Below are 21,209 nucleotides of genomic sequence, written 5' to 3'. Positions count from 1 at the left end.
CCACACTGGGCGCATGCGCATCGTCGTCGACGACCTCAGCGGGCCCGGGATCGCCGCGTTCCTGGACGGGCACGTGCGGCAGATGCGGGAGATCACGCCTCCCGAGAGCAAGCATGCGCTGGACCTGGACGGGTTGCGGCGGCCCGAGATCACGTTCTGGTCGGTGCTCGACGGGGACGCGATCGTGGGGTGCGGGGCATTGAAGCGGCTCGACGCCGGCCACGGGGAGATCAAGTCGATGCGGACGGCGCCGGAGCGGCGGCGGGCCGGGATCGGGGCCCTGCTGGTCGGGCACATCGTCGAGCAGGCGCGCGGGCTGGGGTTGATCCGGCTGAGCCTGGAGACGGGGTCGGACGACTTCTTCGCGCCAGCCCGGCGGCTGTACGAGCGGTTCGGGTTCGCCTACTGCGAGCCGTTCGGTGATTACCGGGCGAGCCCGCACAACGTTTTCATGACCCGGACCCTCTGAGGGCGCCGGCGCGGCGGGCGCGTTCCACGGCGCCGGGCAGGGCGGCCAGCAGCGCGTCGACGTCGGCGGCGGTGGAGGTGTGGCCGAGGGAGAAGCGCAGCGACGAGCGGGCGCGGCCGTCGTCGGCGCCGAGGGCAAGCAGGACGTGCGACGGCTGGGCGACGCCCGCGGAGCAGGCGGAGCCGGTGGAGCAGGCGATGCCCAGGGCGTCCAGCAGCATGAGCAGGGCGTCGCCTTCGCAGCCGGGGAACGAGAAGTGGGCGTTGCCGGGCAGCCGGCCGGCCGGGTCGGCGGGGCCGTTGTAGACGGCGTCGGGCACCGCGGCGCGCACCCGCTCGACGAGGCCGTCGCGCAGGGCGGAGACGCGGGCGGCGTACTCCTGCTGGACCTTGACGGCGCACTCGACGGCGACGGCGAACGCGGCGATGCCGGCGGTGTCGAGGGTGCCGGAGCGCACGTCGCGTTCCTGGCCGCCGCCGTGCAGCAGCGGGGTGGCGGCGACGTCGCGGCCGAGCAGCAGGGCGCCGACGCCGACGGGGCCGCCGAGCTTGTGGCCGGTGAGGGTGAGGGCGGCCGCGCCGCTGGCGGCGAAGTCGACGGGGATCTGGCCGACGGCCTGCACGGCGTCGGTGTGCAGCGGGACGCCCGCGACGGACGCGGCGGCGGCCAGGGCGGGGACGGGCTGCACGGTGCCGACCTCGTTGTTGGCCCACTGGACGCTGACGACGGCCACGTCGTCGCCGAGGGCGTCCGCGAGGACGGCGGGCTCGACGAGCCCGGAGGGGTCGACGGGCAGCCAGGTGACGGCGGCGCCCTCGTGGGCGACGAGCCAGTCGACGGCGTCGAGGACGGCGTGGTGCTCGACGGCGCTGGCGACCACGCGGGTGCGGGCGGGGTCGGCGGCGCGGCGGGCCCAGAACACGCCCTTGACGGCGAGGTTGTCGGCCTCGGTGCCGCCGCTGGTGAAGACGATCTCGGAGGGGCGGGCGCCGAGCACGGCGGCGATCCGCTCGCGCGACTCCTCGACCAGGCGCCGGGCGGCGCGGCCGGGGGCGTGCAGGGACGACGGGTTGCCGACCTCGCGGGCGGCGGCGACGTACGCGTCCAGCGCCTCGGCGAGCATCGGCGTGGTCGCTGCGTGATCCAGGTAGGCCATCGCCCTTCAGCCTACGTCCGCCGGGCCGGGACACCGACCCCGCGCCCGGCGGACGAGGGGACTCTCACGCCGGTTCGGCGGTGACCACGACGTTGTCGCGGTAGTGGCCGGTCTTCGGGTCGAACGGCCCGCCGCAGGTGATGAGGGTCAGGCGGGTGGCGCCGTCGCGGGCGAAGAACTTCTCCAGCGGGATGCGTCGTTTGTCGAACGTCTGGCGGGCGACGACCCGGTACGCGCGCTCGCGGCCGTCGGCGCCGGCGACGGTGACGGTGTCGCCGTCGTCGAGCTCGCGCAACCGGAAGAACGCGCCGCGGCCCTGCTCGGCGCTGTCGACGTGGCCGGCGATGACGACGGAGCCGGCCGTGGCCTCCAGCCCGGGGCCCCAGCGGTACCAGCCGACCCGGTCGACGCTGGGCGGCACGGCGAAGTCGCCGCTGCGCCGGTCGATGCCGACGCCGACCACGCTCGCGTCGAGCCGCAGGGCGGGGATCCGCAGGCGGCGCGGCTCGACGGTGTCGCCGGCGGTGGGCAGCTCGCCGCGCTGCACCGGCACGCGGGTGGCGGGCACGGTGTCGGACGGCGGGACGGGCAGCGACGGGGAGGCGAGGGCGGCGGCCCGGTCGGCGCCCACGTCGCCGGGGGGCTGCGCCTGGCAGGCGGCAACCCCGCCGCCGAGCAGCAGCGCGGCGCCGGCGGCGACCGCCAGCAGCGGCCGCACGATGCGGCGGGCAGGGGGCGACGCCCCGGGCCGGGCCCGGGGCGTCGCGTCCGGCTGGGTCACCGGCGGGAGCGGACGGGCCGGGTGACGAGGCCGAGGCGGGTGGCGCCGCCGACCAGGAGCAGCAGGCCGGCCGCCGCGGCCGCGTACCACCAGGGGGCGAGACCGGTGTCGGCGAGGCCGCCGGTGCCGCTGGGCACGCCGCCCGGGGCGGAGTGCAGGCCGGAGATGGTCTGGGCGACGATGTCGAGGGTGTCGTCCTCGGCGGAGCCGATGGCGTACACGATCGTCGAGGTGCCCTCGCGCAGGTTGAGGTCCGTCGGGCCGAGCACCACGGTGCCGGTGCCGGTGAGGACCACGTCGGCGCTGACGGTGCCGGCGGGCAGGTCGGCCTTCTCCTCGTTGGGGTTGGTCAGGTTGGTGAACACGGGCTCGCCACCGGCGCGCACGTCGACGCCGGGCGCGGCGGCGGTGTGCCGGACGGTGAGGCGGGCCTGGCCGGCGGCCAGCTTGCCGGTGTCGTTGACGAACGGCGTGATCTTCGGGGCGCCGGACGCATCGAGGTGCGCCGCGAGGGTGATGTTCGCGCCGCCGGGGACCTCGGCGTTGTCGACGGTCAGGATGGCCTGGCCGATGGCCTCGCCGGGCTTGGTGAGGGCGATGTCGTACTGGCCCTCCTCCAGGTCGAGGGGGCCGGCCACGTCGCCTGGCTGGAAGTTGTCGAGCGTCTTGTCGCCGTTGACGTAGACGTCCACCGGCTGGCCGGGGATGCCGTGCACGACGGAGACCTTCGAGGTGGCCGCCCAGGCGGGCGACGCGGTCAGGGCGCTGAGGCCACCGAACGCGATCGTGGTGATCGCGGCCGCTGCGGCCGTGCGGCGAAGGGTGGAACGGAACATCGCGACTCCTCCGGTCGGTGTGGACACCGGTGCTTCGTCGATGCGACCGACGTGGATGGGAGTTGCGTCGATTTACATGTCGAAACGGCCCGGCAGCCGAAGCCACCGGGCCGTTTTCGACCGGAACGAACCTACTTGCGCTTGCGGATCTCCTCGGCGGCCTGCGGCAGGACCTTGAACAGGTCGCCCACGACGCCGAAGTCGGCCAGCTCGAAGATCGGCGCCTCGGCGTCCTTGTTGACGGCGACGATCGTCTTCGAGGTCTGCATGCCGGCCCGGTGCTGGATCGCGCCGGAGATGCCCAGCGCCACGTACAGCTGCGGGGACACCGTCTTGCCGGTCTGGCCCACCTGGAACTGGTGCGGGTAGTAGCCGGAGTCGACGGCCGCGCGGGACGCGCCGACGGCGCCGCCGAGCAGGTCGGCGATCTCCTCGACGAGCTTGAAGTTGTCGGCGTTGCCGATGCCGCGGCCGCCGGAGACGACGATCGACGCTTCGGTGAGCTCCGGGCGGCTGCCCTTCTGCTCGGCGACCCGCTCGACCACCTTCGCCAGCTTGTCGGCCTCGGTCGCGGCGACCTCCAGCGCAACCGTGCCGGGCGTGGCCGGCGCCGGCTCGGGCGTCACCGAGTTCGGGCGCAGCGTCACCAGCGGCAGGCCGCGGGTGACCTTGGACTTGACGATCGTCGAGCCCGCGAACGCGACCTGCGTGGCGGTGCCGTCCGCGTCGAGGTCGACGACGTCGGTGAGCAGGCCGTTGTCGAGCTTGACGGCGAGCCGGCCGGCGATCTCCTTGCCCTCCTGGGTGGAGGCGAGCAGCACGGCGGCGGGCTGCACCTCGCGCACGAGGTTCGCCAGCACGGTCGCCTTGGGCGCGACCAGGTGCCCGTCGATCTCCTCGCTCTCGGCGGCGTAGATCTTCTCCGCGCCGTACTCGGCCAGCTTGCCCGCCAGCTCCGCGGCGGCGCCGGGGCCGCCGAGGACGACGGCGGACGGCGAGCCGATGCGGCGGGCGAGCGTCAGCAGCTCGAGCGTGACCTTCTTGACGCCGAAAGCCTGGGTGGCCTCGACGACGACCAGAACCTCAGCCATGTCCGTGGCCCCTTCTCAGACGAACTTCTCGGTGACGAGGTACTCGACCAGCTGCGTGCCGGCGGTGCCCTCGTCGGTGATCTTGGTGCCGGCGGAGCGCGGCGGGCGCTTGCTGTGCTCGACGACCGCGCTGGTGGCGCCGGCGAACCCGACCTCGTCGGCGGAGACGCCCAGGTCGGCGAGCGAGAGGGTGCGCACGGGCTTCTTCTTGGCGGCCATGATGCCCTTGAACGACGGGTACCGCGGCTCGTTGATCGTGTCCCACACCGACACCACGGCGGGCGTGGCGGCCGAGACGACCTCGTAGCCCTCCTCGGTCTGGCGCTCCGCGGTGAGGGAGGCGCCGTCGACGGTGAGCTTGCGCGCGCCGGTCAGGGCGGCGACGCCGAGGCGCTCGGCCAGCATGTGCGGCAGCACCTGCACGCGGCCGTCGGTGGACTCGGCGCCGCACAGGATCAGGTCGGCGTTGAGGGTGCCGAGGGCGGCGGCGAGCACCTTGCTGGTGGCGACCGCGCAGGAGCCGGCGAGCGCGTCGTCGACGACGTGCACCGCGGCGTCCGGGCCCATCGACAGCGCCTTGCGGATCGACTCGGTGGCGCGGTCGGGGCCCATGGTCAGGATGGTGACCTCGCCGCCGTGCGCCTCCTTGATCTTCAGCGCCTCCTCGATGGCGTATTCGTCCATCTCGTTGATGACGTTGTTGGCCGACCCGCGGTCGACGGTGTTGTCGTCAGACGTCAGGTTCCGCTCCGCGCCGGAGTCCGGGACCTGCTTGACGAGTACGACGATGTTCATCGCGCTTCGACGACCCTCCTGTAGCCGGGGTGACTCCCCCGAATGTTACCCACCAGTAGCTTGGACGGGGAGTGACGCACCTCACGCTGCACCGATACGCCCTCCGACCATCCTCTCGCACCCGTCAGGGCGTGAAGACGTACGGGGTCGTCGTGGTCAGCGCCACGAAGCCGAGCCGCTGCAGGATCGGCCGGCTGTCCTCCGACGCGTCGACCTGCAGGACGGTGCAGCCGCGCTCGCCGGCCAGCCGCGCCCGGTACGTCACCAGCGCCTTGTAGATGCCGCGGCGGCGCCACTGCGGCAGCGTCGAGCCGCCCCACAGCGTCGCGAACCCGGTGCCCCGGACGTACCGCACCCAGCCGGCGCTCACCACCTCGCCGCCCGCCTCGGCCACCACCACCGTCAGCGCCTGCGGGTCCGCGGCCAGCTCGCGCTCCAGCCCGTCGGCGAGGAAGCCGCGCGGGGCGTTCCACACCGCCTCCTCCATCGCCACGATGCGGTCCAGGTCGGGGCGGTTGGTGACCTCGCGCAGGCGTACCCCCTCCGGCAGGACCGGCTGGGTGGCCGCGAGGCCCGCGACCGGGCCGGCCACGACGGTCTCGGACTCCTGCGGCACGAAACCGTGCGCGCGCAGCCGGTCGGTCAGGTCGGCCGGCTCGTCGTGGCCGTAGGTCTTCCACTCGACCGGCGTGCCCAGCTTGGTGAAGACCTCGACCTGCCGGGCGATCAGCGCGTCCAGGTCCGCGCCGGTCAGCCCGCCCAGGTCCCGGTACGACAGGAAGCCGCCCTCGCTGAGCCCGCAGACCCGGACCAGCGGGCCGTCCTGCTCGACGGTCACGCCGTCCGGCACCGGGTCGGGCACGTCCGGGCGCAGCTGGGAGTCGTAGGCGGACAGCAGGGTGCGGGCATCGAGGTCGGTCACCCGTGCAGCCCATCACACGCCCGGACCCGGCGCGAGGAGAACCCGCAGCGGCGATAATCGCGGCGTGCTGCGCCTCTGGTTCGACCCGCGCGAGGTCCGCAAGGAGGGCGAGCCGCCCGACTACCGGTTCTCGCTGGCCAACGAGCGGACCTTCCTCGCCTGGATCCGCACCGGCCTGGCGCTGGTCGCGGGCGGGCTGGCCTGCGCCCAGTTCCTGCCGCCACTGCCGGTGGCGCACCTGCGCGAGGTGATCGCCGCCGCGCTGCTGCTGCTCGGCGCCGTGGTGGCGCTGCGGGCGGTCGACCACTGGGCGCGCTCCGAGCGGGCGATGCGGCTCAAGCGCGACCTGCCCGCGTCGGTGTTCCCCGCGGTGCTGGCCGTCGGCGTGGCGCTCGGCGCGCTCGGCCTGGCCGTGGTCGTCGTCGTGCAGGTGTTCCGGTGAGCGACGCCGGGCTCTCCGCGCAGCGCACCCGGCTCGCCTGGCGCCGCACCGCCGTCGCCGCCGCCGTCGTCACGCTGCTCGCCGCCCGCCCCGCCGTCACCGACCCCGCGCCGGGCACCGTGCTGGCCGGCGCCGCCGCGCTGGCGGGCTGGGCCGTGCTGGTCGCCGCGGTGCGCCGCCGCGAGCGCGGGCTGCGCGGCGCACGCCCCGCCGAGGCCGGCTGGTCGCTGCCCGGCACGGCCCTCGCCACGGTCGCGTACGCCGCCCTCGGGGCCCTGCTGATCGGGCGCCTGACCGGCGGGTGATGCCGCCTGCGGGTGTCCGCATGGTTGTTCGGGCGCGGGCGCGTCATCATTGCCGCATGGTCCGGGTCTTTCTGCTCCTCGCAGCGGTCGAGCTCGTCCTCGTGGCGCTCGCGCTCATCAGTTGCCTGTCCGCCGAGAAGCGGGCGGTCCGCGGCATGCCCCGGGCCCTGTGGGTGGTCGTGATCCTGCTGCTGCCGCTGCTCGGACCCGTGCTGTGGTTCGTGGCCGGCCGGCCCCGGCCGCAGGAGCCCGGCGGCGTGCGCCGCAAGCCGCCGCGGCCCGCCTCCCCCGACGACGACCCCGACTTCCTGCGCAACCTGGACGCCGGCAGCACCAACCGCGACCGCGAGCTGTTCGAGCGCTGGGAGCAGGACCTGCAGCGGCGCGAGGACGAGCAGCGCCGCGAGACGGAACGCCGGGAGACCGAGCGCCGCGAGAAGGAGGGCGACGCGGACGAGGCTAGGCACCGCGAGGAGTGACCAGCCCCGTCTCGTACGCCACGATGATCAGCTGAGCGCGGTCCCGGGCCCCGAGCTTCATCAGCAGCCGCGCCACGTGCGTCTTCGCCGTCGCCGGCGACACGTACAGGCGCTCGCCGATCTCGGCGTTGGACAGCCCGCGCGCCACGAGCGCCAGCACCTCCGTCTCCCGCTCGGTGAGCCCGGCCAGCGACGGCGGGGCGGCCGGGGCGGGCGCGGCGCGGTGCACGTACTCCTCGATGAGGTGCCGGGTGACGCCCGGCGACAGCAGCGCGTCGCCCGCGGCCACCACCCGGATGCCGGCGAGCAGGTCGGCCGGCGGGGTGTCCTTGAGCAGGAACCCGCTGGCGCCCGCGCGCAGCGCGCGGAACACGTACTCGTCGAGGTCGAAGGTCGTCAGCATCAGCACCCGGGTCGCCGGCTGCTCGCGCAGCAGCTCCTCGGTCGCCTGCAGGCCGTCCATGACCGGCATCCGGATGTCCATCAGCACCACGTCCGGCGCGGTGGCGCGGGCCAGCGTCAGCGCCTCGGCGCCGTCGGCCGCCTCGCCCACCACCGTCAGGCCGGGCGCGGTGCCGACCAGCACGGCGAAGCCCGCCCGCACGAGCGCCTGGTCGTCGGCGATCAGCACCCGGATCATGCCGCCACCCGCGTCCCGTACGGCAGCGTGACCGCCAGCGCGAACCCGCCGCCCGGGCGCGGCCCCGCGGTGAGCGTGCCGCCGTAGACGGCGACGCGCTCGCGCATGCCCGCCAGGCCGTGACCCGGCTCGTGCTCCGGCGCGGGGCCGGGCCGGCCGTCGTCGGTGACGCTCAGTTCCACCGCGCCGGGCGTGTGCCGGATCAGCACGTCGGCGGCCGGGCCGCCGTGCCGCAGCGCGTTGGTCAGGCCCTCCTGGACCACCCGGTACGCCGACAGGTCGACGCCGTCCGGCAGCGTCGCCTCGCCCTCCACCCGCAGCCGCACGGTCAGGCCCGCGTCGCGCAGCTGCGCCACCAGGGCGGGCACCGCGGCCAGCCCCGGCGGCGGGGTCAGCGCCGCCCCCGGCTGGTCGTCGGCGCGCAGGACCCCCAGCAGCCGGCGCATCTCCACCAGCGCGGCCCGGGTCGACGTCTCCACGGTGCCGATCGCCTCCTTCGCCAGGTCCGGGCGCGCGTCGATGACATGGTGCGCGACCCCCGCCTGCACCGCCACCACGCTCATCGCGTGCGCCACCACGTCGTGCAGCTCCCGCGCGATGCGCAGCCGATCCTCCGTCACCGCCTGCCGGGCCCGGTCCTCCCGCTCGGCCTCCAGGCGGCGGGCCCGGTCGCGCAGCGTCGCGATGCTGCCGGCGGCCAGCCACGCGCAGGTCAGCGCCAGCATGCAGGTCAGCCACGTCGAGGCGCTGCCGCGCACGCTGGGCGCCAGGGCCAGCGCCGCCGCCAGGGCCGCCGTCAGCACCCCGAACGCCAGCGCGCCGGTGCGCCGGCCGGCGTGCAGGCCGACGAGGAACACCAGGGCGAACACCGACCAGCCCGGGAACGCCGCCCACGCGCCCACCCCGTAGGCGACCACGGCCGCCGCGACGGCCAGCACCACCGGCGCCGGGTACGCGCGGTGCAGCGCGACCGGCAGCGTGACGGCGGCCGCCAGCAGGTACGCCGGCAGGGTGGCCGGCCGCTCGCCCGGATCGGCCGGCGGCCCGGCCAGCTCGGCCACCATCACCGCGAACAGCAGCACCGCGAGCGCGGCGTCGGCCGCCCGGCGGCGCACGGAGACGTCCATGCCGCCACGCTAGTCACGGCCGTGGGCGCGCACGTCAGCCTGCAGGCGTACGCCGGGCGGGCGGCCGGGGATCGGCGCGCGGGCCGACGACGCGGGCGGGGGCGCGGACGCACGCTGCAGGCATGAGAAAACACCCGGTGCTCGCCTTCAGCGCCCTCGCCGTCGCCCCCACGTGGGCCGTCCAGTTCCTCTTCCTCGCCCAGGGCTGGGAGCTGTTCCCCGCCCTGCTCATCGAGCTGCTGTTCCTGCTCGGCGCCGCCACCGCCGTCACCGCCCGCGTCGACGGCCGGGCCGGGGTGCGCCGGCTGTACGCGGGCGCCGTGCGGTGGCGCATCGGCGCCGGCCGGTTCGCCGTGCTGCTGCTCGCCCTGCCCGCGCTCACCCTGCTCGCCGCCGCCGCGTTCGACTCCGTACGCGCGCCTGCCGGCGGCTGGGCGGCCGAGATCGGCGGCTACCTGTTCCTGACGCTCGTGTACGGCGCGGTGCTCGGCAACGTCTGGGAGGAGACCGCGTGGGCGGGCTTCGCCCAGTCGCGGCTCATGGCGCGGCACGGCTGGGTGCGCGGCTCGCTGCTCACGTCGATCCCGTTCGCGCTCATCCACCTGCCGCTGGCCTTCGAGGAGCACGGGCTGACCGGCACCAGCGGGCGCGACCTCGCCGTCACCTGGACCGTGCTGATCCTGACCGCGCCCGTCGCCCGGCTGCTCTACGGCGCGGTGCTGCTCGGCACCGGCGGCAGCGTGCTCGCCGTCGCGGTGCTGCACGCCTCGTTCAACGCCTCCGGCCAGCTCGCCGCCGTGCACGGGCAGTGGCCCGTGTTCGTCGCCCTGGGCGCGCTGCTCGCCCTGGTCGCGGCGGTCGCCCGCCGGCCCGCGTACGCGCTCGCCCGGTGAGCCGGCTCAGGCCAGGTTCGACGAGCGGGGGTACGCGTCGGCCGGGTCGGTCAGCACGTTCACCAGGTACGGCACTCCGGCGTCGAACGCGCGCCGGAGTGCCGGGCCGAGCTGGTCCGGCCTCGCGACCGTCTCGCCCGCCCCGCCCATCGCCCGCACCACGTCGTCGTAGCGCAGGCCCGGCTGCAGGTCGGCCGCGACGTCGTAGCCGTACATGGCCTGCATGGGGTGCTTCTCCAGGCCCCAGATGCCGTTGTTGCCGACGACGATGACCACCGGCAGCTTCTGGCGCACCAGCGACTCGACGTCCATCAGGGAGAACCCGGCGGCGCCGTCGCCCATCAGCACGCAGACCTGCCGGTCCGGGTACGTCACCCGGGCGCCCATCGCGTAGCCCATGCCGGTGCCGAGGCAGCCGTACGGGCCCGGGTCGAGCCAGGTGCCGGGCTGGGCGGGCTCCAGGTAGCGGCCCGCGTAGGAGACGAAGTCGCCGCCGTCGCCGATCGTCACCGCGTCCGGCTCCAGCACCCGGCGCAGCTCCCCGTAGATGCGGGCGGGCCGGATCGGGTCGGTCTCGGCGGCCATCGCCTCCGCGTCGCGGGCCTTCGCCTTCTCCTCGGCGGCGCGCAGTTGCTCGATCCAGGCGCTGTGGTCGGCCCGCTGCCCCCCGTGCTCGGCGAACGCGGACAGGATCAGCCGCAGGTCGCCCGCCGGGGACACGGCCGGCTCGACGTGCGCGGCGCGCTGGCTGGGCGCGTCGACGACGTGGATCACCTGGGCGTCGCCGAAGTCGCCGAAGCTCAGCCGGAAGTCCAGCGGGGTGCCGACGACCGCGACGACGTCCGCGCCGCCCAGGGCGACCCGGCGGGCCTTCGCGAACGCGAGCGGGTGGCCGGGCGGCAGCGCGCCGCGGCCCATGCCGTTGGTGAACACCGGCACCTGCAACGCCTCGGCCGCCTCGCGCAGGGCGGCGACGGCGTCGCCCGCGTACACGTCGGACCCGGCGATGACGACCGGCCGCTCGGCGCCGGCGAGCAGCGCGGCGGCCCGCGCGACGTCCTCGGGGTCGGGCTCGATCGGGGCGATCGCGGGCGCCGCCGGGGCGTCCGCCTCGCCGCCGGAGAAGACGACCTCCAGCGGCAGGTCGAGGAACGCGGGGCCGCGGTGCGGGGTGAGGGCCGCGGTCAGCGCCTGCGCCACCGCCGCCGGGATCTCGTCGGGGCCGGTGACCGTCGCCGCGTGCTTGGTGACCGGGGCGACGAGCGGCACGTGGTCGATCTCCTGGAGGCTGCCCGAGCCCCAGCGGAACGCGGGCGCCCGGCCGCCGAGCACCAGCACCGGCGAGGCGTTGAAGAACGCGCTGGTCAGGCCGGAGATGCCGTTGGTGACGCCGGGGCCGGCGGTGAGCACCGCGAGGCCGGGCCGGCGCTGGAGCTTGGCGACCGCCTCGGCGGCGAAGACGGCGGACTGCTCGTGGCGCACGTCGTAGATCGGGAATCCGGTCTTGTGGGCGGCGTCGTAGAGGGGGAAGACGTGGCCGCCGGAGAGGGTGAACATCTCCCGCACGCCGTACGCCCGCAGGGTCGCCAGCGCCAGGTCGCCGCCGTGTCCCTCGATCATGTCCGCCATGAAGCCGCTCCCCTGCGCCGTCGGAGGTGGTCGCCCCGCACGCTACCGGTGCCCGCGTGGAAGGTGAGATTAACTCGCGAGGCCGAGCATGCGGAGAATCTCCTTCAGCAGCAGTTGCGCGTCGCGCAGCGGGGGCTCGCCGTTGCCGATGCCGTACGCGAAGACCGCCGCCAGCACCGGCAGCGCGATGAGCAGCAGCGTGATGAACAGGTTGCGCACGAACCGGCCGAAGCCGCCGCGCCTGCGCCGCGGGGCCGGTTGCGGCTGCGGCTGCGGCTGCGGGACGTGCGGGCGGGCCCGGGCCTGCGGGCGGGCGGCCGGCGAGACCGGGGCCGCGCCGGTGTGCCGCGGCATCATCCGGGTCTGCGGCGGCTGGTGCGCCGGCGCGGGCGGCGGGACCGGGCGCGGGCGCACGGCGGCGGCGCCGGGCGCGTACTGCGGCGCGGGCGGCGCCGGGGTCTGCGGGTACGGCTGGGTGGGCGGCAACGGCGCGGGCGGGCCCGACGAGGGCGCCCCGGCCGGCGTCCCGTTCGGGGTCCCGGCCGACGTCCCCGGGGCGGCCGGCGCCGGTCGCACCGCGGCGGTGCCGGCGGGCGACACCGGGGCGTTGCCGCGGGCGGGCGTGTCGAGCCGCGGCTCGACCCGGGTCGGCGCGGGCGCCGCCGGGGCCGCCTGGGGCCGCGGCGCGATCGTGCGCATCTGGCCCGTCACGCCGGGCGCGGCCGGCTCGGTGGTCAGCAGCGCCGCCTCGGCGAGCAGGCTGCCCTCGGCCACCACCAGCTCCGGCTGCTCGATGACCACGGGGGCCTCGCCGAGCGTGCGGTGCAGCAGCGTGGCCACCAGCGGAATGCGGCTGCCGCCGCCGACCAGGAACAGCCCGGCCAGCCGGCCGGGCGCGATGTCGACGGCCTTCATGACGGCGCCGGTGACCTGCACCGTCTGCGCCAGCACCGGCCGGGCCAGCCCCTCCAGCTCGTCGCGGGTCAGGTGCACCTCGAGGTCGAGCAGCGGCACCATCACGTCGGCCGACTGGGCGCGCGACAGCCGCTCCTTGGCGACCCGGGCGTCGTCCCACAGCTGGCGGTGCGCCCGCCGGTCCTCGACGGTGGCCGGGGCGTCCAGCCGCTCCCACGCGGCCGGGTCGCGCGACGCGTACGCCAGCCGCAGGTGGTCGATGATGGCCGCGTCCACGTCCAGGCCGCCGACGTCGTCGCGGCCGTCGACGGCGAGCACCTCGAAGCCGGACGACGTGCGGGCCACCACGCTGGCGTCGAACGTGCCCGCGCCGAAGTCGTGCACCACGACGACGGAGCCGATCGGCACGTCGCGGCCCAGCACCTGGGCGAAGTAGGTGGCCGCGGCCACCGGCTCGGCGACCAGCCGCGCCCCGGCGAAGCCCGCCTTGGCGGCCGCGTCGGCCAGCAGCGTGCGCCGGGTGGCGCCCCAGGTGGCCGGGCAGGTCAGCGTGACGGCCGTGTCGACCGGGCCGGCCGCGCGCCGCCACTCCTCGCCGACCCGGGCCAGCACCGCCGTGATCAGGTCGCCGACGGGCAGCTCCCGCTCGCCGAGCAGCACGGTGCCGTCGTCGACGCGGCGCTTGGGGTTCGGCTCGAACCGGGCCGGGTCGCGCCGGGCGCTGTGGACCGCGTCGCGGCCGACGACGAGCTGGCCACTCGGCTCCGCGTAGACCGCCGACGGCAGCAGCGGCGAGCCGTCGACCAGCAGCGGGCGGGCGCGCCCGTCGGGCCAGCGGCCCACCGCCACGGTGTGCGAGGTGCCGAAGTCGATGCCCAGGGCGTAGCCGGGGACAGGGTTCGGCATGGCGGGCATGCCGGTGAGTCTAGAACTCGATCACGGCGCGGTCCGCCCTCCCATGGGGTCGGAAGCCCGTCAGCGGCCGGTGAAGTCCGGGCGCCGCTTGGCGAGGAAGGCGGCCATGCCCTCCTTCTGGTCGGCCGTGCCGAACAGGGCGGCGAACAGCTGCGCCTCGTACGCCAGCCCGGCGGGCAGGTCCATGCCGAGGCCGGTGTCGATCGCCTGCTTGGCGGCGCGCAGCGCCAGCGCCGGCCCGCCCACGTACGGGCGCACCAGCTCGACGGCGGTGCGGTACACGTCGGCGGCCGGCACGACCCGGTCGACGAGCCCGATCGCCAGCGCCTCGGCGGCGTCCACCGTGCGGCCGGAGAAGATCAGGTCCTTGGCGCGCGCCGGGCCGACGAGGCGGGCGAGGCGCTGGGTGCCGCCCGCGCCGGGGATGACGCCGATGCGGATCTCCGGCTGACCGAGCTTGGCGTCCTCGGCGGCCACCCGCCAGTCGCACGCCAGGGTCAGCTCGCAGCCGCCGCCGAGCGCGTAGCCGGTGATCGCCGCCACGACCGGCTTGGGGATGCGGGCGACCGCGTCGAAGGCGGCCTGCAGCGCCACCACCCGCTCCGCCATGTCGGCGTAGCCCACCCCGGACATCTCCGCGATGTCGGCGCCCGCGGCGAACGCCCGCTCGCCGCCCCACACCACCACCGCGCCGACCGAGCTGTCGGCCGACGCCAGCCGGGCCACCTCGTGGATCTCGTCCTGGACCTGCGCGTTCAGCGCGTTCACCGGCGGCCGGTCCAGCCGGATGGTGCCGATGCCGTCCTCGATCTGCCAGCGCACGTGTTCGCCCACGGGTGTGAGCCTAGCCAGCGACCGGGTACAACACTCAGATGACCGAGTTCTACCGCGACCCCGAGGTCACCGTCACCACCGAGGCGATCCGGGTGGGCGGGCGCGCGATCCCGCTGGGCCTGCTGGGCCGGGTGTGGCACCGGCGCGGCAGCCGCTCGTGGGGCGCGCTGGCGGGCCGCGGCGCGATCGGCATGACGATGCTGCTGCCGCTGGTGCTGGCCGCGCTCGGCATCGCCGTCGGCGTGTCGATCGACGCGTCGGCGAACACCACCGTGCTGCTGGTCGGCGGCGGCATCCTCCTCGGCCTGGCCACCGGGCCCGTGGCCGACCTGCTGTTCGAGCGGCTGGACCGGTCGTACACCCGGGGCAGCCGGCGCCTGGAGATCTGGGCCGACGTGCGGGGCACCCCGATGTGCCTGGTGGAGACCGACGACCGGCTGCGGTTCGGCCAGATCTACCGGGCGCTGCAGCGGGCCCTGGACGCCGGCGCGCCGGCCGGTCCCCGCGCCGCCGCGCCGGCCCGGTCCAAGGCCAGCCCGCGGGCGCCCCGGTGAGGCGCGACGCGGCGGCGCTGGCCGCGCTGCTCGCCACGACCGGCGTGCTGCACTTCGCGCGGCCCCGGCCGTTCGACGCGATCGTGCCCCGCGGCCTGCCGGGGCGGCCGCGCACCTGGACGCACCTCAGCGGGGCGGCGGAGCTGGCCGTGGCCGCCGCGGTCGCGCACCCGCGCACCAGGCGCGCGGGCGGCCTGGCCGCCGCCGGGCTGTTCGCCGCGGTGTTCCCGGCCAATGTGAAGATGGCGTACGACTGGCGGCGCCGGCCGCCCGTGTGGCGCGCCGTCGCGTACGGCCGGCTGCCCCTGCAGGTGCCCCTGGTGCTGTGGGCGCTGCGGGTGGCGCGAGTTACGTGATGCATTCGCTCAGGGGTGCGGTCCGGTTGCCGAACGGTGCGTCGTGCGGACAACCCGGGTACGGCCCACGGGCGTGGAGCGGACGTTCGGCGATGACGAGATCATCGTGTCGAAGACCGACCTGCGCGGCCTGTTCACCTACGCCAACGACGTCTTCCTGCGCACCTCGGCGCTGACGGAGGACGAGACCGTCGGGCAGCCGCACAACATCATCCGGCATCCCGACATGCCCCGGGCCGTGTTCAAGCTGCTGTGGGACACGCTCAAGCGGCGCGAGGAGCTGTTCGCGTACGTCGTGAACCTGGCCGCGGACGGCGCTCACTACTGGGTGCTGGCGCACGTCACCCCGTCGTTCGACGGCGCGGGCACGGTGGTCGGCTACCACTCCAGCCGCCGCCGGCCGGAGCGCCGGGCCGTCGACGCGGCCGCCGCCCTGTACGCCGAGCTGCGCGCCGCCGAGCAGCGCGGCCCCGGCGGCTCCGGTGGCCAGGCCGGGCTGGACGCGTCCTGGAAGCTGCTGCACGAGCGGCTGGGCGGGCGCAGCTACGACGAGTTCGTCTGGGACCTCACGAACGGGGGCGGCCGATGATCAGGCGTCGTGCCGAGACGCAGCAGCCCACCGAGGACACCGAGCTGCTGCGCACCCTCGCCGGGGTGTGCCGCCGCGCCGCCGCGGGCGACCTGGAGGCCCGGCTGCCCGCCATCGGCGACTCTCCCGCCGCGATCGAGGCCCGCAGCGCCGTGAACGCGCTGCTCGACGTGACCGACGCGTTCGTCCGCGAGTCCGGGGCGGCGCTCAGCGCGGCCGCCGAGGGCCGGTTCCACCGCAGGTTCCTGACCCGCGGCATGCTGGGCTCGTTCCGGCACGCGGCGAGCACGATCGGCGCCGCCAACGACGCCATGCAGGCCTCGGCGGTCCGGGTGGCCGAGTCGGACCGGGCGCGGCTGGCCCTGGCCGACCAGCTGGAGTCCGCGGTGCTGACGGTGTCGGAGCAGGTGGCGACGGCGGCGACGGAGATGGGCGCGTCGGCCAACGGCCTGAGCGACTTCGCCCGCGAGGCGGTGGCCGGCGCCGAGCGGGGCCTGACCACGGTGGGCTCGCTGCGCACGGCGTCCGACCAGATCCGCAACGCCGTCGACCTGATCAATCAGGTGGCGTCGCAGACCCGGCTGCTGGCGCTGAACGCCACCATCGAAGCGGCCCGCGCCGGCGAGGCGGGCCGCGGGTTCAGCGTGGTGGCGGGCGAGGTCAAGGTGCTGGCGAACGAGACCAGCGAGTCCAGCGACGAGATCATCGGGCAGGTGGCGACGGTGCAGTCCGCCGCCGCCGACGCGATCGAGGTGCTGGAGTCGGTGACCGAGAGCATCCGCGAGATGAGCCGGCTGGTCACCGGCATCGCGGCGGCCGTCGACGGCAGCCACGACTCGGGCAACGCCGGGCTTTCCCAGCTGGCGGAGGTGCTGCGCGGCGAGGTGTCCCGCTTCGTGACGACGGTGCGCGCGTCCTAGCCGGCGCCGTACAGCGCGTCGATGTCGGCGCGGGACGGCAGCGCCACCGACGAGCCCAGCCGGCGCACGCACACCGCGCCCGCGGCGCTCGCCCAGCGGACCGCGTCGATCAGCTCGCGGCCCTCGCCCCAGGCGACCGCGAGCGCGCCGACGAACGCGTCGCCGGCGGCGGTGGAGTCGACCGTCTCGACGGCGAACGCGGGCACGTGCACCGGGTCGCGCCCGCGCTCGGCGTACCAGGCGCCGTCGGAGCCGACGGTGAGCACGACGCGCGGCACGACGTCGAGCAGCCGGCCTGGCTCCTCGCGCCCGGCGCCGGCGATGTCCTGCTGCTCGACCTCGTTGACGACGAGCAGGTCGACGGCGGCGAGCAGCTCCGGGGGCAGCGGCATCGACGGCGCGGCGTTGAGCACCACCCGGGTGCCGGCGGCGCGGGCCGCCACGGCGGCGGCGGTGACGGTGGCCAGCGGGATCTCCAGCTGCAGCAGCAGCACGTCGGCGGCGGCGACCGCGGCCAGCTCGTCGGGCTGCAGGGCGGTGAACGAGCTGTTCGCGCCGGGCAGCACCATGATGCTGTTCTCGCCGGGCTCGTCGACCATGACGATGGCGACGCCGGACGCGCCGTAGCTGACCCGCGTCAGCGCGGTGTCCACGCCGGACGACTCCAGCCGCGCCTTGAGGGTGACGCCGAACGCGTCGGAGCCGAGCGCGCCGAGGAACGACACGTCGCCGCCGGCGCGGGCGGCGGCGATGGCCTGGTTGGCGCCCTTGCCGCCGGGAACCATGACGAACTCGTGGCCGAGGACGGTCTCGCCGGGCCGGGGCAGCCGGGCGCCGGTGCCGACGAGGTCCATGTTGGCGCTGCCGACCACGGCGATCCGCGGCCCGCTCATCACGCCGCCCGGGCGGTGTAGCGGTCGCCGTGGCGCTCGACGACCAGCGGCAGGCCGAACGTCTTCGACAGGTTGTCGGCGGTGAGCGTGCGGCCCAGCAGGCCCTGCGCGACGACGCCGCCCTCGCGCAGCAGCAGCGCGTGGGTGAAGCCGGGCGGGATCTCCTCGACGTGGTGGGTGACCAGCACCAGGGCCGGGGCGTCGGGGTCCATCGCCAGCTCGGCGAGCCGGGCCACCAGGTCCTCGCGGCCGCCCAGGTCGAGCCCGGCGGCGGGCTCGTCGAGCAGCATCAGCTCGGGGTCGGTCATCAGCGCCCGGGCGATCTGGGTGCGCTTGCGCTCGCCCTCGCTCAGGGTGCCGAACTCACGGTCGGCGAGCGCCGCCATGCCGAGCTGGCTGAGCAGGGCGTCGGCCCGGCGCACGTCCATCGGGTCGTACGCCTCGCGCCAGCGGCCCACCACGGACCAGGCGGCGGTGACGACGACGTCGCGCACCCGCTCGTGCGGCGGGATGGTGTCGGCGACCGCGGCGGTGCTCAGGCCGATGCGGGTGCGCAGCTCGGCGACGTCGGTGCGGCCGAGCTTCTCGCCGAGGACGTGCGCGGTGCCGCGCGACGGGTGCAGCCGGCCCGCCGCCAGGTTGAGCAGCGTGCTCTTGCCGGCGCCGTTGGGGCCGAGCACGACCCAGCGCTCGTCCAGCTCGACCTGCCAGGTGATGCCCCGGACGAGGTGGTTGCCGGAGCGGGTGACGCTGACCCGGTCGAGATCGATGACGGTGTCGGGGTCCACCCGACCATCCCACCACACGGCGGCGGGCGCGCCGCGTCACCCCACCGTCGAGCCGAACACCTCGTCGCGGACGGCGTCGAGGGCGGTGCGCAGGGCGCCGTGCAGGACGGGTTCCACGTCGATCTGGGTCATCATGACCCGCGGCGAGACCAGGGTGATGGCCGAGACCTCGCGCTCGACGCGCTCGGCCAGCGAGAAGCCGCCCGCCAGGCCGATCTCGCCGGCCAGCACCACCAGCGGCGGGTCGAGCACCAGGCAGGTGCTGGCGACGCCGAGGGCGAGCCGGCGGGCCAGCTCGTCGAGGACGGCGGCGCCCGCCTCGCCGGCCGCGGCGGCGGCGCGCACGACGTCGCCCGCCTCCTCGCCGGTGAAGCCGTGCTCCGCGCCGATGGCCTTGACGGCGTCGGCGCCGGCGAGCTGCTGGAACGCGCCCTTGACGCCCCGCCGCGACGCGTTGCGGGGCACCTCGACGCCCGCCACGGGCAGGTAGCCGATCTCACCGGCGGCGCCGGTGGTGCCGTGGTGCAGCCGTCCGCCGAGGACGGTGGCGAGGCCGACGCCGCGGCCGACCCAGACGAGCACGAAGTCGTCGACGCCCTTGGCGGCGCCGTTGGCGGCCTCGGCGACGGCGGCGAGGTTCACGTCGTTGCCGAAGTGGACCTCGGTGTTGAGGTCCTCGCGCAGCTTGCCGAGCAGGCCGCGGTGCCAGCGGGGCAGGTCGAACGCGAACGCGATGTCGCCGGTGCGCGGGTCGACGAGGCCGGGGGTGCCCAGCACGATGCGGCGCACGGTGGTCATGCTGGCGCCGGCCGAGTCGGCGGCCTCCAGCACGGCCTTGTGGACGACGCCGACCGGGTCGTCGGTGTCGCGCACGGACAGTTCGGAGCGGCCGATCACGGCGCCGGTGATGTCGGCGCACGCGGCGATGACCCGGTCGGGGCCGACGTCGACGCCGATGACGTGCGCGCTGCCGGGCGTGACGGCGTAGAGCTGGGCGTTGGGGCCGCGGCCGCCGGCCTGCTCGCCGACGCGGCGCACCAGGCCGCGCTCCTCGAGCCGCTCGACGAGCTGCGACGCGGTGACCTTGCTGAGCCCGGTGAGTTCGCCGAGCTGGGCACGGGTGAGCGGGCCGCGGGTGAGGAGCAGCTCCAGCGCCGCCCGGTCGTTGAGGGCGCGCAGCAGGCGGGGGGTGCCCGGGAGGCGGGTGGCGGCCATCGTCGTTCCTTCACTACCTATAAGGAAGGTTTCCTATTACATTATCCAGTCGTTCAGACAGCCCGTAGCGTAACCGTGCGCGGCGGGCTGACAACGACCAGTAGCCATTGATTTCTTACGATCATGCACGAGCTGGGCCGACACTAGGGCCAGTGGTGTCGTAAGGGGAAGGACACCATGGCGATCGATCCGGGCCTGCGCCGACTCGCGCTCGGCACCCTGCTCTCCGCGTTTCCGGGGCACACCGCCCCGGAATGGGCATTACGCCTGCTCACGGAGGGTCTGGCCGGCCACACGCTGTTCGGTTTCAACATCGCGGACGCCGCGCAGACCGCCGCCCTGTCGGCCCAGCTGCGGGAGGCGTCGCCGGCCGTCCTGGTCGCGACGGACGAGGAGGGCGGCGACGTCACCCGCCTCGCCCACCTGACCGGCAGCCCCTACCCGGGCAACGCCGCGCTGGGCGCCGTCGACGACCCGGACCTCACCCGCGAGGTGTACGCGTCGATCGGCGCTGATCTGGCCGCCGCGGGCGTCAACCTCGACCTGGCGCCGACCGTCGACGTCAACACGGCCGACGACAACCCGATCATCGGGACGCGCTCGTTCGGCAACGACCCGGCCCGGGTAGCCCGGCACGCGGCCGCGGCCGTGACCGGCCTGCAGGCGGCCGGGGTGGCGGCGTGCGCCAAGCACTTCCCCGGCCACGGCGCCACGGTCACCGACTCGCACCTGGAGCTGCCCACCATCGACGCGCCGCTGGAGGTGCTGCGCGCGCGTGACCTGCCGCCGTTCGCGGCCGTCGTCGAGGCCGGGGCGAAGTCGATCATGACCGCGCACATCCGCGTGCCGGCGCTGACCGACGGCATGCCGGCGACGTTCAGCCGGGCGGTACTCGTCGACCTGCTGCGCCGCGACCTGGGCTTCACCGGCGCGGTCGTCACCGACGCGCTGGAGATGCGCGGCGCCGCGGGGGCGGCGGGCGGCATCGGCAACGCCGCCGTGCTGGCGCTGGCCGGCGGCGCGGACCTGCTCTGCGTCGGCGCCGACGTCGACCTGGAGCTGACCGAGCACGTCGCCGCCGCGATCGTCGCGGGCGTGGGCGACGGCCGGCTGCCGGTGGCCCGGCTGGAGGAGGCGGTCGGGCGCTGCCGCGAGCTGGCCGCCTGGGCGACGCCGGCCGGGCGGGCGGGCGCCGCCGCGAGCGACCTGGGCTACGCCGCCGCGCGCCGCGCCGTCCGAGTCGAGGGCACCGTCGCCGGCCTGGCCGACCCGCTGATCGTGCACCTGGAGTCGGGCCACTCGATCGCCGAGGGCCCGGTGCCGTGGGGGCTGGGGCCGCACGTCAACGGCACCGAGCTGGTCCGCGTGGTGGCCGCCGACGCGTCGGCGGAGGAGCTGGTGGCGCGGGCCGGCGCGCGGCCGATCGTCGTGGTGGGCCGGCACAACCACCGGGCCCCCGCGACCCGGGACCTCATCGAGCGGCTGGCCGCCGCGCACGCCGTCGCCGTCGTCGAGATGGGCTGGCCGTCGGCGTGGCGGCCGGCGGGCGCGCGGGCGTACGTGACGACGTTCGGCGCCAGCCTGGCCAACGGCCGGGCGGCCGCGGAGGCGCTCGGCCTCGCGCTTTGACGACCCCGCCCGAGGGCCCCGGACCGCACGCCGGTC

General features: G+C 75.8%; 24 protein-coding genes. 10 read left to right on the top strand and 14 right to left on the bottom strand.

What is annotated here, in order from left to right; translation table 11 throughout:
* The first annotated feature begins 13 nt into the window (after positions 1-13).
* Positions 14-469, top strand: a complete 456-nt coding sequence (locus tag Sya03_RS03535; protein ID WP_203936673.1) for a GNAT family N-acetyltransferase — start codon at positions 14-16, stop codon at positions 467-469.
* On the opposite strand, the gene Sya03_RS03530 is transcribed toward Sya03_RS03535, so the two are convergent.
* The 6 genes from Sya03_RS03530 to Sya03_RS03505 form a co-directional block, all read right to left on the bottom strand.
* Positions 450-1,625 carry a cysteine desulfurase family protein gene (locus Sya03_RS03530; protein ID WP_203936672.1) on the bottom strand — a complete coding sequence of 392 codons (1,176 nt, stop codon included), beginning with the start codon at positions 1,623-1,625 and terminating at the stop codon, positions 450-452. The genes Sya03_RS03535 and Sya03_RS03530 overlap by 20 nt on opposite strands.
* A gap of 64 nt (positions 1,626-1,689) precedes the next feature.
* Positions 1,690-2,346 (bottom strand): class F sortase, encoded by a 657-nt coding sequence (locus Sya03_RS03525; RefSeq protein ID WP_203936697.1) that lies wholly within the window; start codon positions 2,344-2,346, stop codon positions 1,690-1,692.
* 56 nt (positions 2,347-2,402) lie between these two features.
* On the bottom strand, positions 2,403-3,242 hold the full coding sequence (locus Sya03_RS03520) for a DUF4397 domain-containing protein (protein WP_203936671.1): 840 nt from the start codon (positions 3,240-3,242) through the stop codon (positions 2,403-2,405).
* A 131-nt stretch (positions 3,243-3,373) separates the two neighbouring features.
* On the bottom strand, positions 3,374-4,333 hold the full coding sequence (locus Sya03_RS03515; protein WP_203936670.1) for an electron transfer flavoprotein subunit alpha/FixB family protein: 960 nt from the start codon (positions 4,331-4,333) through the stop codon (positions 3,374-3,376).
* 15 nt (positions 4,334-4,348) lie between these two features.
* Positions 4,349-5,128: an electron transfer flavoprotein subunit beta/FixA family protein gene (locus tag Sya03_RS03510; RefSeq protein ID WP_203936669.1), complete on the bottom strand. Its 780-nt coding sequence runs from the start codon at positions 5,126-5,128 to the stop codon at positions 4,349-4,351.
* A 124-nt stretch (positions 5,129-5,252) separates the two neighbouring features.
* Complete coding sequence (locus Sya03_RS03505; RefSeq protein ID WP_203936668.1) at positions 5,253-6,050, bottom strand: GNAT family N-acetyltransferase; 798 nt, start codon at positions 6,048-6,050, stop codon at positions 5,253-5,255.
* A 64-nt stretch (positions 6,051-6,114) separates the two neighbouring features.
* Between Sya03_RS03505 and Sya03_RS03500 the strand changes: the two genes are divergently transcribed.
* Genes Sya03_RS03500 through Sya03_RS03490 form a run of 3 tightly spaced genes read left to right on the top strand, consistent with a single transcriptional unit; the run spans position 6,115 to position 7,276 of the window.
* Positions 6,115-6,492, top strand: coding sequence for a YidH family protein (locus Sya03_RS03500; protein WP_203936667.1), 378 nt, complete (start codon positions 6,115-6,117; stop codon positions 6,490-6,492).
* Complete coding sequence (locus Sya03_RS03495) at positions 6,489-6,797, top strand: DUF202 domain-containing protein (RefSeq protein ID WP_203936666.1); 309 nt, start codon at positions 6,489-6,491, stop codon at positions 6,795-6,797. The genes Sya03_RS03500 and Sya03_RS03495 overlap by 4 nt, the downstream gene beginning before the upstream one ends.
* 56 nt (positions 6,798-6,853) lie before the next feature.
* Positions 6,854-7,276, top strand: a complete 423-nt coding sequence (locus tag Sya03_RS03490; RefSeq protein WP_203936665.1) for a PLDc N-terminal domain-containing protein — start codon at positions 6,854-6,856, stop codon at positions 7,274-7,276.
* On the opposite strand, the gene Sya03_RS03485 is transcribed toward Sya03_RS03490, so the two are convergent.
* Both Sya03_RS03485 and Sya03_RS03480 read right to left on the bottom strand, forming a co-directional pair.
* Complete coding sequence (locus tag Sya03_RS03485; RefSeq protein ID WP_203936664.1) at positions 7,257-7,916, bottom strand: response regulator transcription factor; 660 nt, start codon at positions 7,914-7,916, stop codon at positions 7,257-7,259. The genes Sya03_RS03490 and Sya03_RS03485 overlap by 20 nt on opposite strands.
* Entirely contained in the window at positions 7,913-9,043 is a 1,131-nt protein-coding gene (locus tag Sya03_RS03480) for a sensor histidine kinase (protein ID WP_203936663.1), read from the bottom strand. The genes Sya03_RS03485 and Sya03_RS03480 overlap by 4 nt, the downstream gene beginning before the upstream one ends.
* A gap of 122 nt (positions 9,044-9,165) precedes the next feature.
* Here Sya03_RS03480 and Sya03_RS03475 point away from each other — a divergent pair, with 122 nt between their 5' ends.
* Complete coding sequence (locus Sya03_RS03475; RefSeq protein WP_203936662.1) at positions 9,166-9,936, top strand: CPBP family intramembrane glutamic endopeptidase; 771 nt, start codon at positions 9,166-9,168, stop codon at positions 9,934-9,936.
* A 6-nt stretch (positions 9,937-9,942) separates the two neighbouring features.
* Here Sya03_RS03475 and Sya03_RS03470 read toward each other — a convergent pair whose 3' ends face one another.
* The 3 genes from Sya03_RS03470 to Sya03_RS03460 all read right to left on the bottom strand — a co-directional run bounded on the left by Sya03_RS03470 (position 9,943) and on the right by Sya03_RS03460 (position 14,229).
* The gene (locus Sya03_RS03470) at positions 9,943-11,565 is read right to left on the bottom strand and encodes an acetolactate synthase (protein WP_203936661.1); all 1,623 of its coding nucleotides are present in this window, start codon (positions 11,563-11,565) and stop codon (positions 9,943-9,945) included.
* Between the two features lie 69 nt (positions 11,566-11,634).
* Positions 11,635-13,395, bottom strand: coding sequence for an Hsp70 family protein (locus tag Sya03_RS03465; RefSeq protein ID WP_239107085.1), 1,761 nt, complete (start codon positions 13,393-13,395; stop codon positions 11,635-11,637).
* A gap of 60 nt (positions 13,396-13,455) precedes the next feature.
* The gene (locus Sya03_RS03460) at positions 13,456-14,229 is read right to left on the bottom strand and encodes an enoyl-CoA hydratase/isomerase family protein (protein WP_203936660.1); all 774 of its coding nucleotides are present in this window, start codon (positions 14,227-14,229) and stop codon (positions 13,456-13,458) included.
* A 38-nt stretch (positions 14,230-14,267) separates the two neighbouring features.
* Between Sya03_RS03460 and Sya03_RS03455 the strand changes: the two genes are divergently transcribed.
* From Sya03_RS03455 to Sya03_RS03440, 4 genes are all read left to right on the top strand, one after another.
* Positions 14,268-14,783, top strand: coding sequence for a DUF6232 family protein (locus tag Sya03_RS03455; RefSeq protein WP_203936659.1), 516 nt, complete (start codon positions 14,268-14,270; stop codon positions 14,781-14,783).
* A complete protein-coding gene (locus Sya03_RS03450; protein WP_203936658.1) occupies positions 14,780-15,139 on the top strand; it encodes a DoxX family protein in 360 nt (119 codons plus the stop codon). The genes Sya03_RS03455 and Sya03_RS03450 overlap by 4 nt, the downstream gene beginning before the upstream one ends.
* A gap of 73 nt (positions 15,140-15,212) precedes the next feature.
* Positions 15,213-15,728, top strand: coding sequence for a PAS domain-containing protein (locus Sya03_RS03445; protein ID WP_239107084.1), 516 nt, complete (start codon positions 15,213-15,215; stop codon positions 15,726-15,728).
* Positions 15,725-16,648: a methyl-accepting chemotaxis protein gene (locus Sya03_RS03440; protein WP_203936656.1), complete on the top strand. Its 924-nt coding sequence runs from the start codon at positions 15,725-15,727 to the stop codon at positions 16,646-16,648. The genes Sya03_RS03445 and Sya03_RS03440 overlap by 4 nt, the downstream gene beginning before the upstream one ends.
* Here the strand turns inward: Sya03_RS03440 and Sya03_RS03435 are convergent.
* The 3 genes from Sya03_RS03435 to Sya03_RS03425 are packed head-to-tail and all read right to left on the bottom strand — an operon-like array spanning position 16,645 to position 19,544.
* Positions 16,645-17,541 (bottom strand): ribokinase, encoded by an 897-nt coding sequence (locus Sya03_RS03435; protein WP_203936655.1) that lies wholly within the window; start codon positions 17,539-17,541, stop codon positions 16,645-16,647. The genes Sya03_RS03440 and Sya03_RS03435 overlap by 4 nt on opposite strands.
* Positions 17,541-18,329: an ABC transporter ATP-binding protein gene (locus Sya03_RS03430; protein ID WP_239107083.1), complete on the bottom strand. Its 789-nt coding sequence runs from the start codon at positions 18,327-18,329 to the stop codon at positions 17,541-17,543. Before Sya03_RS03430 ends, Sya03_RS03435 begins: the two co-directional genes overlap by 1 nt.
* Before the next feature lie 36 nt (positions 18,330-18,365).
* Positions 18,366-19,544 carry an ROK family transcriptional regulator gene (locus tag Sya03_RS03425; protein WP_203936653.1) on the bottom strand — a complete coding sequence of 393 codons (1,179 nt, stop codon included), beginning with the start codon at positions 19,542-19,544 and terminating at the stop codon, positions 18,366-18,368.
* Positions 19,545-19,721: 177 nt separating this feature from the next.
* Here Sya03_RS03425 and Sya03_RS03420 point away from each other — a divergent pair, with 177 nt between their 5' ends.
* Positions 19,722-21,173, top strand: coding sequence for a glycoside hydrolase family 3 protein (locus tag Sya03_RS03420; RefSeq protein ID WP_203936652.1), 1,452 nt, complete (start codon positions 19,722-19,724; stop codon positions 21,171-21,173).
* The last annotated feature ends 36 nt before the right edge of the window (positions 21,174-21,209 follow it).

Origin of the sequence: Spirilliplanes yamanashiensis, assembly GCF_016863475.1 — a bacterium.
Lineage (GTDB): Bacteria > Actinomycetota > Actinomycetes > Mycobacteriales > Micromonosporaceae > Spirilliplanes > Spirilliplanes yamanashiensis.
Note: the sequence above shows the minus strand (reverse complement) of the source record. Positions and strands in the feature narration are given on the sequence as shown.

Coding starts and splice junctions, on each gene's coding strand:
- Sya03_RS03490 (WP_203936665.1), top strand. CDS start 6,854: ATGGTCCGGGTCTTTCTGCTCCTCGCAGCGGTCGAGCTCGTCCTCGTG.
- Sya03_RS03470 (WP_203936661.1), bottom strand. CDS start 11,565: ATGGCGGACATGATCGAGGGACACGGCGGCGACCTGGCGCTGGCGACC.
- Sya03_RS03520 (WP_203936671.1), bottom strand. CDS start 3,242: ATGTTCCGTTCCACCCTTCGCCGCACGGCCGCAGCGGCCGCGATCACC.
- Sya03_RS03515 (WP_203936670.1), bottom strand. CDS start 4,333: ATGGCTGAGGTTCTGGTCGTCGTCGAGGCCACCCAGGCTTTCGGCGTC.
- Sya03_RS03475 (WP_203936662.1), top strand. CDS start 9,166: ATGAGAAAACACCCGGTGCTCGCCTTCAGCGCCCTCGCCGTCGCCCCC.
- Sya03_RS03535 (WP_203936673.1), top strand. CDS start 14: ATGCGCATCGTCGTCGACGACCTCAGCGGGCCCGGGATCGCCGCGTTC.
- Sya03_RS03465 (WP_239107085.1), bottom strand. CDS start 13,395: ATGCCCGCCATGCCGAACCCTGTCCCCGGCTACGCCCTGGGCATCGAC.
- Sya03_RS03440 (WP_203936656.1), top strand. CDS start 15,725: ATGATCAGGCGTCGTGCCGAGACGCAGCAGCCCACCGAGGACACCGAG.
- Sya03_RS03425 (WP_203936653.1), bottom strand. CDS start 19,544: ATGGCCGCCACCCGCCTCCCGGGCACCCCCCGCCTGCTGCGCGCCCTC.
- Sya03_RS03435 (WP_203936655.1), bottom strand. CDS start 17,541: ATGAGCGGGCCGCGGATCGCCGTGGTCGGCAGCGCCAACATGGACCTC.
- Sya03_RS03485 (WP_203936664.1), bottom strand. CDS start 7,916: ATGATCCGGGTGCTGATCGCCGACGACCAGGCGCTCGTGCGGGCGGGC.
- Sya03_RS03455 (WP_203936659.1), top strand. CDS start 14,268: ATGACCGAGTTCTACCGCGACCCCGAGGTCACCGTCACCACCGAGGCG.
- Sya03_RS03530 (WP_203936672.1), bottom strand. CDS start 1,625: ATGGCCTACCTGGATCACGCAGCGACCACGCCGATGCTCGCCGAGGCG.
- Sya03_RS03420 (WP_203936652.1), top strand. CDS start 19,722: ATGGCGATCGATCCGGGCCTGCGCCGACTCGCGCTCGGCACCCTGCTC.
- Sya03_RS03510 (WP_203936669.1), bottom strand. CDS start 5,128: ATGAACATCGTCGTACTCGTCAAGCAGGTCCCGGACTCCGGCGCGGAG.
- Sya03_RS03480 (WP_203936663.1), bottom strand. CDS start 9,043: ATGGACGTCTCCGTGCGCCGCCGGGCGGCCGACGCCGCGCTCGCGGTG.